The organism is Rhizobium sp. 05L419 (genome assembly GCF_056397845.1).
This window is the reverse complement of record NZ_JBFTOF010000024.1, coordinates 123,981-137,430: the sequence shown is the minus strand read 5'-3', so window position 1 is coordinate 137,430 and position 13,450 is coordinate 123,981. Positions and strand designations below refer to the sequence as shown.

Below are 13,450 nucleotides of genomic sequence, written 5' to 3'. Positions count from 1 at the left end.
CTTGCAGGCGCAGCGCTTGGCATCGAGCGGCGCTCGATCGTTGATTAGAAGGCGCGCTGGAGACGGAAGAAGCCCGTCGTTACGTCGTTGCCGACGTCCGGATCGAGATAGTTTACGGTCGCCTTGGCGTAGAAGTTTTCAACGATCTGATAGTCAACCGTCAAGCCGACCTTCCAGGCGTCGTTGTTGTCGTTGAAGTCGCCTGCGACGATGCCGTAATTGCCGTAGTACTGAACGCCGGGAGTGATCTTCAGCTTGTCAGTTGCCTTGATCGCGTATTCGGCGGCGATCGCCCATTCAGCTGCCTGATAGTAGGAGTTCGGGCCGCTGGAGTAGACGCCTGYGAGGCCGAGCGTACCCGGACCGATAGCAACCGTACCCATGGCGCGAATGGCGCCTTCTTCGTTGTCCGTGTCGTAACCTGCGGTGACCTGGTAGGTGAACGCGCCAGCCTTGCCGCCGATAGCGGCGGCAATGCCGATGTTGTTCGGCTTTTCGCCGGCGGCGTAGTAGCCGTCTTCAAGCTCGTCGGCGCTGATGCCGGCGTAGAAGCTGGCGGTCTCGTACTGATAACGGACCGAGTTGTGCAGGGTTACCTTGCTGCCGATATCATCGGTTTCGCCCGAGAGGCCATCGTCCCACCAGCTGTAGAACAGACCGGCGCGGAAGCCGGCGACGTCGATATAGGCGGAGTCGAGCTTGGAGATCTGGCCGGATGCATTGTCGGCATTCGTCTGCAGAACGATAACACCCGTCAGCGGACCATATTCGGTGTCGCTCTTGGCCGTGAACTGAAGCTGGCCGCGGGTAACTGCATCCCAGTCAGACGTACCGGCGGACGATGCGCCACCGGTAACAGCGTTCGGGCCGCCGTTGACCTGGAAACGAATGTAGCCGCTGATCTTCAGGCAGGTTTCCGTGCCCGGAATGTAGAAGTAGCCGGTGCCATAGGCATCGCAGACGCGGACATACTCGACCGCTTCCGGCTCGGCAGCGACGATAGCATCCGCTGCGTGAGCGCCGGAGATGGCGCTGAGAGCCGCTGCGGAGCTGATGAGCATCATTTTAATATTCATAGTCGAGTCCAATCGTTTGTGGATTGGGCACAGGTCATCATTGCCGAAAACGGCCCTACCTACCCCAATGTTCATACAAGCCCTCACGGAAGACGTGGTGTTTCCCGCGCCGCCAAATTACATTTTGCGTTGAATGTATCAATTATAGATGCAGTCACAATCGAGCTTTTTTGCGATGCAATATCGACATGTTGCAGAATGGCAACTGTTGCGTTTCGCGCAATTGGACGCCTCACGAGAAGGACAAAAAGTCGTCCATTCTCAATGCTGTGCGGCCGAATCCAACGGCTACCATCGATGCTGCACTGCAGCATTTCCGGGCCCGCGCGCTTTGCGAGCGGCGTCGGCTACGAGGCGATTCGGGCTCCTTCTGGCTGCCGGCCGAGCAGCCGATCGATGATCGGATCATGACGGTCCAGCCGAAGACGCCTGTCATCTCCGATCAGGCGTTCCAGAGCAGTCCGGATGCCTTCGCTAAGTAGCCGGCTGGCCTCTTTCGCTTCGTGGCTGGCGAAAGTGGTCGATCCGAGTATGCGAACACCGCTGGCCGTCACGATCTCGTCGGCTCTTGTCAGGGAGCAATTGCCGCCTCTCGACGCGGCGAGGTCGATCACGACCGTTCCCGCTGCCAAGGTCGATATTGTCTCATCGTTGAGGATCATCGGTGCCGGCCGGATCGAGCCGCCGACGCTTATGACGACCAGCTGCATCTGAGCCAGATGTCCGGCCAGTTGCCTGTAGAGCGCTGCCTGATCGGCCGATGATTGTCCCCGGTCCGTCGAGGCGAAGGGCGGGCATGCTGCAAGGAACTTTGCCCCGAGCTGTTCGGTCTTCTGCCGTTCCTCGTCGGTGAATGTGAACGCGTGGGTGAGGGCGCCCAGCCGCCGCGCGGTGGCGATCGCCTGAAGGCTCGCCGCGTCTGCACCGAATGCGGCCATCCTGATCGGCCGCACAAGGCTTCCGTCGATCATCAGCATCGGGTGTCCGACGCCGAGCTGGCGGACGCCTTCCAAGACGGCCGCGTGGCCGCTGATTGTCGCTTGTGTCGTTGCCGCATCCATGCAGCCGGCGCCATGCAGGCCTTCAATCCTGGCAAGATCAAGTTCCAGCGGCCCGCCATCAGCACGCAAACTTTCAGGAGATGCCGCATGTGTTCCAAGGAAGATAAGGACTGTAGCCTTCCGGACGGTGGCCGCGGCCTGCGCTCGCCGGACGCTGACGATGATCTCGCAGCCCGCCGTGATGTCGCCGAGGCTGGCCGGCCTTCCGCCGGCGGCCACATAGGCTTCGTCGGCGTGGCCAGCCGCAGCTCCACAACCCGGCTCGAAGCTGACCTTCACGCGCATGGACAACCGGGCCACATCCTCCGGCGTTAGTGCAACGCGGCGCTCACCGGGATAGGTTTCCCGAAGCAGTCCTGCATGGACGTGGGCAAGGTCGGACATTCATCGCTCTGTCAGAGGGCATTCGAAGGGGCGCGGGAGCGATATAGGCTGTCTCCCCCATAGTTTTATGACGGTTTGGTAATTTTGCACCGACAAACGCGGTCCATTTTTCAGGGTCTTCAACCTCAGGTAAACTCTTGTCGGGAAAGACTTTCCGAAAGCTTGCAATGAACGGCGTGTTCGAAACGCATCTTGAAGCGAGACCCGGTTTTGCACGGGCGCATTTGGATGTAATGGTTGTATCGAAGCGCTTGGCAGCTGGAGGCATTTGTGAATTTCTATTCGGCTTATGATCAGGGATTTGTCCGCGTGGCGGCTTGCACGCCGATCTGCGAGATCGGCGACCCGGATTTCAATGCGACCGCCACTCTGGAGCTTGCCCGTCAGGGGCATGCGCAAGGCGTAGGCCTGATGGTGTTTCCGGAGCTCGGCATTTCAGGCTATTCGATCGACGATCTGCTCGGGCAGGATGCGTTGCTGAAAGCGGTGGACACTGCCATTGCCGAGATTGTTCGAGCCAGCCGGGAGCTGACGCCGGTGTTGCTCGTCGGTGCCCCGCTGCAGAGCGAAGGCCGTCTCTACAACTGCGCGGTCGCCATACACGCCGGCCGCGTTCTCGGCGTCGTGCCGAAGATGCATCTGCCGAACTACCGCGAATTCTACGAAAAACGCTGGTTTGCATCGGGCCGGAGCGTCCGCGGAAAGAGCATCCGTGTTGGCGGCGAGACGGTTCCGTTCGGCACGGACGTGATCTTTGCTGCCGAAAATATCGAGGATTTCGTTTTTCATATCGAGATCTGCGAGGATCTCTGGGCGCCGGCGCCGCCCAGCGATTTCGGTGCGCTGGCCGGCGCGCTGATCCTTGCCAATCTTTCGGCGAGCAACGTCACCGTCGGCAAGGCCGACATCCGCAAGCTGCTATGCTCGGCGCAATCGGCGCGCAGCCTCTCGGCCTATGTCTATTCGGCGGCTGGACCGGGTGAATCGACGACTGATCTGGCCTGGGACGGCCAGGCCTGCATCTACGAGCTCGGCGACCTGCTTGGGGAGACCGAGCGCTTTCCGACCTCCTCGCAGATGTGCGTTGCCGATATCGACGTCGAGCGCTTGCGGCTGGAGCGATTGAGGACAGGGACGTTCAACGACGCGGCGACGCTCAATTTGACCGCCGAGCGCCAATTCCGACGGGTCTCGTTCGAGTTCGTCAAGCCGGAAGGCGATATCGGCCTTGAGCGCGACATTGCGCGCTTTCCGTTCGTTCCCGCCGACGAGAGCAGGCTTGACCAGGACTGCTACGAGACCTTCAATATCCAGGTGCAGGGGTTGATGAAGCGTCTGCGCTCGACAGGGATCAGGCGGCTTTGCCTTGGTATTTCGGGTGGACTCGATTCAACGCATGCGTTGCTCGTCGCAGCGCGGGCTTTCGATCGCTTGGGCTGGCCCCGTTCGGACATCCTCTGCTTCACGATGCCGGGGTTTGCGACGGGCGACGAAACCAAGTCGAACGCATGGGCGCTGATGCGGAGCATGGGCGTCACCGCCGAGGAAGTGGACATACGGCCGCTTGCCCTGCAACTGCTCAAGGATCTGAAGCACCCCTTCGCCGGTGGCAAGCCGGTCTACGACACGACCTTCGAGAACGTGCAGGCTGGATTGCGCACCGACTTCCTGTTCCGGGCCGCCAACCAGCGCAACGCGCTTGTGCTTGGCACGGGAGACCTGTCGGAAATCGGCCTTGGCTGGTCCACCTATGGCGTCGGCGACCAGATGAGCCACTACAACGTCAATGCCTCGGTTCCGAAGACGCTGATCCAGCATCTGATCCGCTGGGTTATCCGTACCGGCGATTTCGACCTCGAGACCAAGGCGACGCTGGAGCGCATTCTCGGCACGCTGATCTCGCCGGAACTCGTCCCCGCCGACGACAATGGCGTCATGCAAAGCACCGAGGACAAGATCGGCCCCTACGACCTGCACGACTTTGCGCTCTACTATACGACGCGCTTTGGGCTGCGTCCGTCGAAGGTCGTCTTCCTTGCCTACACTGCGTGGAAGGATGCCGAAGCAGGCGTTTGGCCTCCGCATTTTCCCCACGACAAGCGCCGGAGCTTCGACCTGCCTGTGATCAAGCGCTGGATGGAAGTATTCCTGTTCCGCTTCTTTACGATCAGCCAGTTCAAACGGTCGGCGTCGCCCAATGGGCCGAAGGTTACCTCCGGCGGCTCGCTTTCGCCGCGCGGGGACTGGCGTGCACCCTCCGACGGCAATGCGCGGATCTGGATCAAGGAACTGAAAGCAAACGTGCCCGATGTCGATACCTGACAAGATCGTCACGCCCGTCCTTGCCGAAAGTGGCCTTTGCCGCAGATAGTGTATCCAGAAGCTCAGGAGGAACCTGCCGATGATACGCGACCGTTGCGAGGATCTTCCCCGTTATGAAATCCGGGCGGAGACGACCGGTCGCTGGACCGTCGTCGACACATTGACGTTGCTTCCCGCAGCGACGGACGGACGGGATCTCACCGGTCTCGCAAAGGAAGACGCGCGGGACATCGCCGACGAGTTGAACCGAAGCTGTGCGGAAGGACGCGATCCGCTGATCTGACCTCATCGAACGGACCGAGTAGGATCGGCGTTTGCATCACTGGAGATGCTTGCATGAGCGGAAACGATGACCGCCCGGCTGAGAGAAAGATCGACCACCAGGCAGAAGAAGAACACATGCTCAGTGAGGGGCGGAGGCTCTCTGTTTGGGCACTGGTCAGCGCCCTGGCCGTTGTCATGGGAATGGTGGCCCTCGCATTCGGCGTCTGGACAAGCGGTGGTCCAAATCCCACGCCTGCCGATCCTTCCGGCGAGGCGACCACGACAACTGTCCGGTAGAGCCAAGATTGCTCAGCATTTCCATGTCAATTTCAATGCCTACTTGAACTGAGGGGAAAAATATTACTCCTGCCGACCGCAAGCAAGGTCAGAAATTCCGATCACCGGGCTAAACGTGAACATAAACTATATAAATTCTAGCTATTTGTTGTTTGTCCACGCTTTTGGCGTTATTTGCTGGTTGATAGGGGACGAAACGCGGGGGCCGCAAGGCGATCGGAAAATGCTGACAAAAAAAGGGAAATACGGCCTGAAGGCACTGGTGGACCTGGCGCGGCTTGCCCCAGGTGAAACGGCCTTCATCAATGACGTTGCAGCACGCAACAACATTCCGAAGAAGTTTCTGGATACCATCCTGCTTGAACTGCGCAACGTCGGCATCCTTCGCTCGAAGAAGGGGCCTGGCGGCGGCTATTCCCTCTCGCGAGCAGCCTCTGAGATCCGAATCGGTCACGTCATCCGCACGCTCGATGGACCTCTGGCACCGATCCGCTGCGCCAGCCGCACGGCGTTTGAGGCTTGCGACGACTGTTCCGATCCCGAGACCTGTCAGGTCCGGCGCTCGATGACAGAGGTCAGGGATGCCATAGCCGACATTCTCGATAACATGACGCTGGAGCAGTTCGTTGCTTGCGGCAACAAGCTCGACGAGGCCGACGACATGTTGCCGATGTCGGCAGCCAAGTGAGCGTTCAGCGGCTCTCGCCAAAATGGTGGGCAGCCGCCTTCCGGTAAAGATCATCCGCTTCCGTTCCCACGCCGCGCAGGCGGGCATTGCGCCAGTGCCGGTCAAGGTTCCGGCCGATGCTTGTCGCATTGCTGCTGGAAAGCTCAAACAGCGCGTTGGCGGTTTCCACGGCTGCAGCGCTTGCGGTTATCTTTGCGGCGGATGCGGAAAACAACGCGATTTCGATCGACCGCGCCGAGGGATTGACCTGTGCGAAGTCCAGCTTGCCGCCGGCGCGCTCGATAAGGGCGGCGGCACTTTCGACATCGACGGCAAGCTTGCCGACATGCGAGGTGTATGGCGCTCCGTGGAGGTTTGCGAGTGCCGCCCGGGCGATGCCGAGGTCGGTGCCCGCATGCAGCAATGCTCCCAGTGCCGAGACGGTCGAGGGATCGCGCTCAGGACCGATCACGGCGGAGTCGGTGGTTAGCGGAATTTGGCTCGCGATGACCGTGCCGGTCCCATTCGTTCTCTGTCCGAAGCCATCCCAATCGTCAACGAATTGCAGACCTTCGGTTTCACGCGGCAGGTAGAGCGTGATCCCGGTCGCTTCCGCGATGACGCCGTGGACGGCGACCCAATCGGCGAACAGAACCCCGGGCGAGGGTCCGCTCCTGCCATCCAGCCGGTAGCCAAAGCCGGAGGCGACGATTGCGCCCGGTGCGGCAAACACCGCGGTTGCGAACCGCTCGCCGGCGAGCGCCCGGGCAAAAAGGATGCTCTTCAATTCCTCGCCCGCCTGAACGCGAAGCTGTTCCAGGACGCGAAAGTGAAGCTCCAGGCATTCCGCAATCGACGAATCGCCTTCGGCAATGATCGCGACGATCTCGCCAAGGAGCGCATTGGCGACGTCGAGGCCTTCATGTTCCGGCGGGACAGTAATTGCAGTCAGTCCCGATTGTGAGAGCGCGTCCAGTTCGGCATAGGGAAGAATACGATTGATATCGCGCTCGCTCGATTGAACGGCGAAGGCCGCAGAAAGGCTGCGGGCGGTGCCGATCGCTTCTTCTTCGCTTTCGATACGCCGCGCTGCGGGCCTTGTGCGGTCGTGAAACTGCGATACGGTTCCCATCGGCTGCTCTCTATTTTGTGACGGCTATAGGAGTGATCGATCGAAGCTGCGATGATAAGGCGTGTTTTTCCAGAAATGCAGGCGCTACTGAAAATTTATTACCTGCTTGATTGTGGCAACGAGCGGGGTAGTTATGGTTTTCCTGCCTTTCGGGCGTGTCCCGGCGGCTGAACATGTAGTGGAGGGTGAGGTCCCATATGCCATCGGCCGGCCGCAAGCGGCTTACACTCGATCCAGGCGACATGCCGATTTATGCAATCGGCGACATACACGGCAGGTTTGATCTGTTGCAGCAGGCAGAGCAGGCAATCGTCGATGATGCCTCAAGACTGCCGGGCCGCAAGCTGATCGTCACGCTCGGCGACTACGTTGATCGCGGCCCATCCTCGGCGCAGGTCATCTCGCATCTCATGGCGCCCCCGCCGGAGCATTTCGACCGCATCTGTCTGACGGGAAATCATGAGATTGTCATGCTCGACTACGTCGACGGACGGATTTCCTTTTCCGACTGGATGCCGATGGGGGCGGATGCGCTGCTTCGCTCCTATGGCCTGGATGCCGAGCAATTGCCGCTGATCTTTCCCGCGGCGACAAAGCTAGATGCGTTCATCCGGCAATCCTTGCCCAAGCCGCATATCGAATTCCTGCGGTCGCTGCCGATCCTCGTCGATACGCCTGACGTGCTCTTCGTGCATGCCGGTATCGATCCGCTGCGGTCCATCGAAGACCAGAAGGACGATGATCTGGTCTACATCCGCCACCGCTTCTTCGAAAGCCAAGTGCCGCTGCCGAAGCTGATCGTTCACGGCCATACACCCGTCGAGCGGCCGGAGACGCAGCCGACCCGGCTGAACATCGATACTGGCGCCTTCCACAGCGACAGGCTTACCGTCGCGCGGTTATGGCAAGGGCGCGTGCATCTCTTCTCGACCTGATCAGGCGCGGGCGTCCGCCGGCTCCCGGACCTTCGGCGTTTCGTCGGTATAGTAGCTCACGTACTTCTGGCGGTAGCGCTCGGCACCGCCGAAATTGGTGAACTTGCCGAGTTCGGTCATATCGGTCTTGTTGAGGATCACGCCCAGGATCTTCGACTTGATCTGGGGCTCGGCGTTGAGGATGTCGCGCACGACATTGGTCGGCGTCGCACCCCACTCGGCGACGAACAGAAAGCCGTCGACCTGCGGGGCGAAAGCCTTGGCATCGATCACGGGACCAAGCGGTGCAAGGTCGACGACGATGTAATCGAACATCTTGCGGGCATTTTCCATGAGGTTGAACATGCCCTGCGAGGCCAGAAGCTCGCTGGTGTGCATGAGGTGATCGTTCGGCAGAACCGGCAGGATCGCAAGCTTGGTGACCGGATCAACCTTGACCGCGCTCGCCCAGGGAACGTCGCCGAGAACAGCCTCCACCAGACCATACTGCGGCGGCGTCTTCAGCATACGGGTCAGGCCCGGGTTGCGAAGGTCGGCGTCGATCAGAAGCGTGCGCTTGCCGCTCGACGCGAGAAGGGCGGCGAAATTTGCGGCCGTGGTCGACTTGCCTTCGCCCGGCATCGCGGAGACCACACCGATCACGCGGTCGGATTTGCCCTGGAACATCACGTCGCTGGCAAGCTTGGCATTGCGCAGGGTCTCGGCAAAGACCGAACGCGGCGCCTCGAGGACGACACGCATGATGCGCTGGAAGGTCGCGCCGCTGTCGGGAGCAGGATCGGCCGGCTGCATTGCCGGCTGGGCGCGGGGACGAAAGATCTTCTTTTCCCGTGGTCCCTTTCCGACCAGCGGCAGATAGCCGAGGAACTTGAGGCCAAGAATCGTGCGGACATCGCCTTCAACACGGAAGAAGCGCTCGCGAAATTCCTGGAATGCCGTCAGCGCGCCGCCGGCCATGAGGCCGAGCACGATGGCAAGCCCAAGCGTCATCGTCTTCTTCGGACTGGACGGCGAGGCCGGGACGCCGGCTTCGGAGATCACGCGCGCCTTGGCGATCGGGAAAGACTGCTGCTGCGAGGCTTCCTCGTACTTGCCGAGGTAGGACTCATAGAGCGTTTTCAGTGCGGCCGCACGCTGTTCCAGATCGTTCAGCCGCACCACAGACTTGTCGGACTCTGAGTTCTTGCCCGTCAGGTGGGCGACATTCTGGCGCAGCGATGCCTCACGAGACCGGGCAACCTCGAACTCGTTGCGGTAGCTCGACGTCAGCTGCTGCAGTTCCTGATAGATCTGGCGGGTCAGATCCTGCTTTTCGGAGCGCAATGCGACTGCTTGCGGGTGGTCCTCGCCGAAATTCGTCGATATTTCCTGTTCACGCTTGGTGACCGAGATGTAGCGCGTACGCAGGTCCTGGATGACGGTCTTGTCGGTCTGGCCGGACGAGATGGCAGCGTTGTTGACCGCACTATCGGGCCCGAGATCGACGATCGACTTGAACTGGTTGTAGCGTGCCGATGCGCTGGCGCTATCTGCCTGGGCGACGATCAACTGCTTGTTGAGGTCGGCGAGCTGCTGCTCCGACATCAGTTCGCCGTTGGCCGATGTCAGGCCGTTATCGGACTTGAACGTGGCGACGTCCAGTGCCGCCTGCTGCGACCGGCCTCTGAGATCGGTCAGACGCTGCTGGAGCCAGACGGAAGCGCTTTCCGTTGCGTCGAAGTTGGCGTTCAGCTGGTCGCTGAGGTAGGCGGTGGCATAGGCCTTGGTGATGCGCGMGGCGAGAAGCCGGTCGGTGGAGCGGAAGGAAACGGCAAGAACCGCACTGCGGTTGACGCGGGACACCGTCAGGGCGTCCTGCAGAAGGGCGGCTGCCTTCTGGCGGCGTCCGTTGCGGGCGTCGTCCTCGTTGCCCGGCGGTCTGCCCGGAAGCAGCGCGCTGGCGATCAGCCTGACGCCCGATTTGACGAGAGCGACGGGCGATAGTGGCGGATCGAGGATCGTGCCGTTGTCCTCTAGTTTTTCCGCGTCGACGACACGCAGGGCCAGCTCGTTCGATTTCAGGATTTCGACGGCGCTGGCGATCTGCATGTCCACCTGCTGGGAATTTGCCACGGGAGCGGCGTCCTGCGCGTATTTGGTCATGCTGTCGTCGAGCAGAATCTGTGTCATCGACGTGTACTGGGCCGTGGAAAACAGCAGATAGACCAGTGCCAGCGCCACCATTGCGCCGACGCACAGCGCGACAGAGCCGGCGCGGCGTATCACGATTGCGATCAAGCGGTCGATGTCGATGAAAGAATCGGAGTCGTCGGCCGCTTTCGGCAGAGTGCTGTGCAAGGTGAGGTTCCGTTGGTTCATGGCTCTATCCTTTGCGCGAGCGGGTCGCGCCATCGATGGCTGTGAGGTCGGCCTGCTGGCCAATCAGTTTGCGGAGCGGCGCGATCGCGCGGCTGGCCCGCGCGGCGATGGGCATGCTGAGATGCGCCACCGCCGACGGGTTGCCCCAGGCTGTCCTGATCGCTCCGAAGACCGACCTGTCTTTGATATTCTGAACGAGGACGAGGAACGCATGTCCCCGGCGCAGGCTTCGTGTCCTGAATTCCTGCGCGGCGGCCGCCTCTGCATCCAGCGTGTGATTTCGAAGGAAGGCCTTATCGCCTTCGATCATGGCGTCGATGTGATGAAGGGCGAGAACGCGTGAAATGGAACCCTCCCGAATATGGTAGTCGTAGCCGGCAACAGGCTCTATGACGCAGCGTCCGCCGCGTGCCATTGCGGCCGCCAGGAACAGATAGTCCTCGCCGATCTTCAACGCTTCATCGAAGCGAAGTGCATGTTTCTCGATGAAGGCGCGCTGAAAGATCGGTTTGAGATAGCCGAAATTATGCGTCGTTTGAAAAAGGGCGTTGGAGCGGATGAATGCCGGCAGCGTCAGCTCGGGGGTCTGCGACAGCGATCGCTCGGCAAACATCGTCTCAGGCGGCGTGCCATCGGTCCTGACGACACGCAGGTTGTCGACGGCGATCTGCGCTCCTGCTTTTTCGGCACGCGCGATCATGCGCAGCAGCCTGTCCGGCTCCACCGTATCGTCGGCATCGAGGACCACAAGCCAGCGGCCGCTGGCGTTCGCCATCGCTGTGTTGCGGGCGACGGAAGGGCCGCCGTTGCGCGAGAGCGCCAGGAGGCGGACATTCTGCCCGCCATAGCTCTCCGCAACCGCTCTTGTCTCGTCCGTCGAGCAGTCATCTGCGACGATCACCTCGACCGAGACGCCGCGCTGGGCAAGGGCGCTGTCGATCGCCTTGGCAAGCGTTCCGGCCGCGTTGTAGGCGGCAATGATGAAGCTCACGTCCGGCTGGGTTTGCGTCATACAGCCTCCGCCGTTCCGTACTGACGGATTTCGCGAACCCCCAGCAGGCCGCTGGCGACGCCTGAGTGCATGACACCGCGGAGCGCATAGCGATAGCGGGGAACAGCAGAGAAAACGCAGCCGATGGCAGCCGCGTAGCAGAACAGGGCCTTTGCCGAGGCAAGACCGATCTGCCTCAGCCGCTTGAAGCCCGGGCTCTTCTCCTGCAGCAGTCGCCCGTGCGTCTGTCCGAAGCGGAAGCGGCGTTTGGCGAGCCAGGCAAGGTCGGCGCGGCTTTCCGTCACCGGCTCGTAGACATAGGCTTTCTCGGCAAATGCGATCTTGCCGCCCTCGGCATGCATGTGGCTGAAGAACTCCGTGTCCTCGCCGCCCGTGCGCCCGAGCGCGAGGTTGAAGCGGCGACCGGCGACATGCGGAGAGGCAAGGCGCAAAAGGACATTGCAGGTGTAGCCGGTGCGAATCTCATCGCCGACCCAGACCGGCAGCGTGGAATGGAAATCTCCCTCCCGCATCCAGTCAGGAGCAGTCGACGAATAGACGCTGCGAACAGGGCCGAGGACGGCATCCGCCCCTGTTGTTTCGGCGGTGGCGAGGAGCTCGATCAGCCATTCTTCGCTGGCATCCTCGTCGTCGTCGATGAATGCCAGGAAATCGCCGGTCGCATTGTCGAGGCAGGCATTGCGGGCGATCGAAATGTTTGCGCCCGGGCAATGCACGTAGGCGATCTCGTGCGGAATGGTGGGGCGCAGGGCATCGACGCGTTCTCTCGCGCTTGGCGCCTTGTCGTTGTCGGCAACGATGATCCGCAGTTTCGTGCCGGCCGGCACCGCAAGGACGGCAAGCGAAAGCAGCGCTTCATCAAGCGAAGCGCGGCGGTAGGTACAAATGCCGATATCGAAAAGGATGGATCTCTCGTGGCTCATTGGGACACCTTTCGTCCGCGGAAGTTCAGAAGCTCCATCCAGAAGCCGGCCGACCAGGCAAAGTGCATGACCATGGCGGAGAGCGCTGCCAGCGGCCCGTAGGGGTTGCGCTGCCCGACGGCAATCCAGAAGCCGTAGCCGACGCAGGCAACAGCCCAGAGGCTGAAGGGGATGACCGCCGCCCAGTTCAAAACGGCGAGGAAGGCGCCGATGAAGACCGGAACGACGAGAAGGGGCATCATCTGGCGCAGATTGGGCATGCTGCCGTGCTTCAGAATGTTCTTTGCCCGGCCGCGGCCGTAGCCGAGGTACTGGCGAAAGAGCTTTCCGACGCTTGCGCGCGGATAGTAGACCATCCGGGTCTTGTCGGTCATCCAGATGCCGAAGCCGGCCTTCTTCAGGCGGTAGTCGAGTTCGGCGTCCTCGTTGTGGCTGAAGGTCTCGTCGTAGCCTCCGACGGCATCGAAGGCCGCGATGCGCATCAATGCGTGATGGCCATGGTTGGTCCAGTGGCCCTTTGCACCCTCGCGGTGCTTGGAGCCGCCATTGCCGAGCTTCGAGTTCTGGGCAACTGCCGTCGCCTTCTGGAATGTACCGAAGCCGACCGTTTCCATTGCCACGACGACGGAGTCGGCCTGTGTCGAAACAGCCTCCTCAACCAGTTTTCGGCAGTAGTCGTCGGGGTAGTCTCCGTGGGCATCGATGCGGATCAGATAGTCATGGTCGCGGCCGAAGGTCGCGACGGCCAGATTGACGGCGGCGCTTTGAATGCGACGCGGATTGTCGAGCAGCAGGGTGCGTGGATCGGCGGTGCTGACGCCGGCGACGATCTCGCGCGTCGCATCCTTGCTGCCTCCATCGGCGACGACGATCGTCGCGTTCATGTGGTCGATCTCCTTGCTCAACTTTGCAAGCAGGGGCTCGATGTGTTTTTCTTCGTTCAGGCAGGGGATGATGATGAGACTGGAGACGCTTGTACAAACATCAGGCTTCATGGTTGTCCACCCTTCTTGAGGTAT

General features: G+C 61.1%; 12 protein-coding genes. 5 read left to right on the top strand and 7 right to left on the bottom strand.

All coding sequences use genetic code 11. The features are described from left to right. Positions 1 to 44: 44 nt before the first annotated feature. Together AC1DMK_RS24630 and AC1DMK_RS24625 are read right to left on the bottom strand one after the other, a co-directional pair. Positions 45 to 1,076, bottom strand: coding sequence for a porin (locus tag AC1DMK_RS24630; RefSeq protein ID WP_477862755.1), 1,032 nt, complete (start codon positions 1,074 to 1,076; stop codon positions 45 to 47). Positions 1,077 to 1,423: 347 nt separating this feature from the next. Beyond that, positions 1,424 to 2,521: a Rossmann-fold NAD(P)-binding domain-containing protein gene (locus tag AC1DMK_RS24625; protein WP_477862753.1), complete on the bottom strand. Its 1,098-nt coding sequence runs from the start codon at positions 2,519 to 2,521 to the stop codon at positions 1,424 to 1,426. Between the two features lie 270 nt (positions 2,522 to 2,791). Between AC1DMK_RS24625 and AC1DMK_RS24620 the strand changes: the two genes are divergently transcribed. The 4 genes from AC1DMK_RS24620 (at position 2,792) to AC1DMK_RS24605 (ending at position 6,092) form a co-directional block, all read left to right on the top strand. Continuing rightward, positions 2,792 to 4,843, top strand: a complete 2,052-nt coding sequence (locus AC1DMK_RS24620; RefSeq protein ID WP_477862751.1) for an NAD(+) synthase — start codon at positions 2,792 to 2,794, stop codon at positions 4,841 to 4,843. Between the two features lie 79 nt (positions 4,844 to 4,922). Next, positions 4,923 to 5,126 (top strand): hypothetical protein, encoded by a 204-nt coding sequence (locus tag AC1DMK_RS24615; protein ID WP_477862749.1) that lies wholly within the window; start codon positions 4,923 to 4,925, stop codon positions 5,124 to 5,126. A gap of 53 nt (positions 5,127 to 5,179) precedes the next feature. Beyond that, on the top strand, positions 5,180 to 5,404 hold the full coding sequence (locus AC1DMK_RS24610) for a hypothetical protein (RefSeq protein ID WP_477862747.1): 225 nt from the start codon (positions 5,180 to 5,182) through the stop codon (positions 5,402 to 5,404). A gap of 223 nt (positions 5,405 to 5,627) precedes the next feature. Next, complete coding sequence (locus AC1DMK_RS24605) at positions 5,628 to 6,092, top strand: RrF2 family transcriptional regulator (protein ID WP_037062509.1); 465 nt, start codon at positions 5,628 to 5,630, stop codon at positions 6,090 to 6,092. Positions 6,093 to 6,096: 4 nt separating this feature from the next. On the opposite strand, the gene AC1DMK_RS24600 is transcribed toward AC1DMK_RS24605, so the two are convergent. Then, a complete protein-coding gene (locus tag AC1DMK_RS24600) occupies positions 6,097 to 7,203 on the bottom strand; it encodes a monooxygenase (RefSeq protein WP_037062508.1) in 1,107 nt (368 codons plus the stop codon). 197 nt (positions 7,204 to 7,400) lie between these two features. Between AC1DMK_RS24600 and AC1DMK_RS24595 the strand changes: the two genes are divergently transcribed. Then, entirely contained in the window at positions 7,401 to 8,138 is a 738-nt protein-coding gene (locus AC1DMK_RS24595) for a metallophosphoesterase family protein (RefSeq protein WP_037062507.1), read from the top strand. Here the strand turns inward: AC1DMK_RS24595 and AC1DMK_RS24590 are convergent, their stop codons facing one another. From AC1DMK_RS24590 to AC1DMK_RS24575, 4 genes are read right to left on the bottom strand one after another with little or no spacing between them, the layout of a single operon-like run. Beyond that, positions 8,139 to 10,496 (bottom strand): polysaccharide biosynthesis tyrosine autokinase, encoded by a 2,358-nt coding sequence (locus AC1DMK_RS24590; protein ID WP_477862744.1) that lies wholly within the window; start codon positions 10,494 to 10,496, stop codon positions 8,139 to 8,141. A 4-nt stretch (positions 10,497 to 10,500) separates the two neighbouring features. Further along, positions 10,501 to 11,508 carry a glycosyltransferase family 2 protein gene (locus AC1DMK_RS24585; protein ID WP_477862742.1) on the bottom strand — a complete coding sequence of 336 codons (1,008 nt, stop codon included), beginning with the start codon at positions 11,506 to 11,508 and terminating at the stop codon, positions 10,501 to 10,503. After that, entirely contained in the window at positions 11,505 to 12,431 is a 927-nt protein-coding gene (locus AC1DMK_RS24580; RefSeq protein ID WP_477862740.1) for a glycosyltransferase family 2 protein, read from the bottom strand. The genes AC1DMK_RS24585 and AC1DMK_RS24580 overlap by 4 nt, the downstream gene beginning before the upstream one ends. Continuing rightward, the gene (locus AC1DMK_RS24575) at positions 12,428 to 13,426 is read right to left on the bottom strand and encodes a glycosyltransferase family 2 protein (protein ID WP_477862806.1); all 999 of its coding nucleotides are present in this window, start codon (positions 13,424 to 13,426) and stop codon (positions 12,428 to 12,430) included. The genes AC1DMK_RS24580 and AC1DMK_RS24575 overlap by 4 nt, the downstream gene beginning before the upstream one ends. Positions 13,427 to 13,450 lie beyond the last annotated feature (24 nt).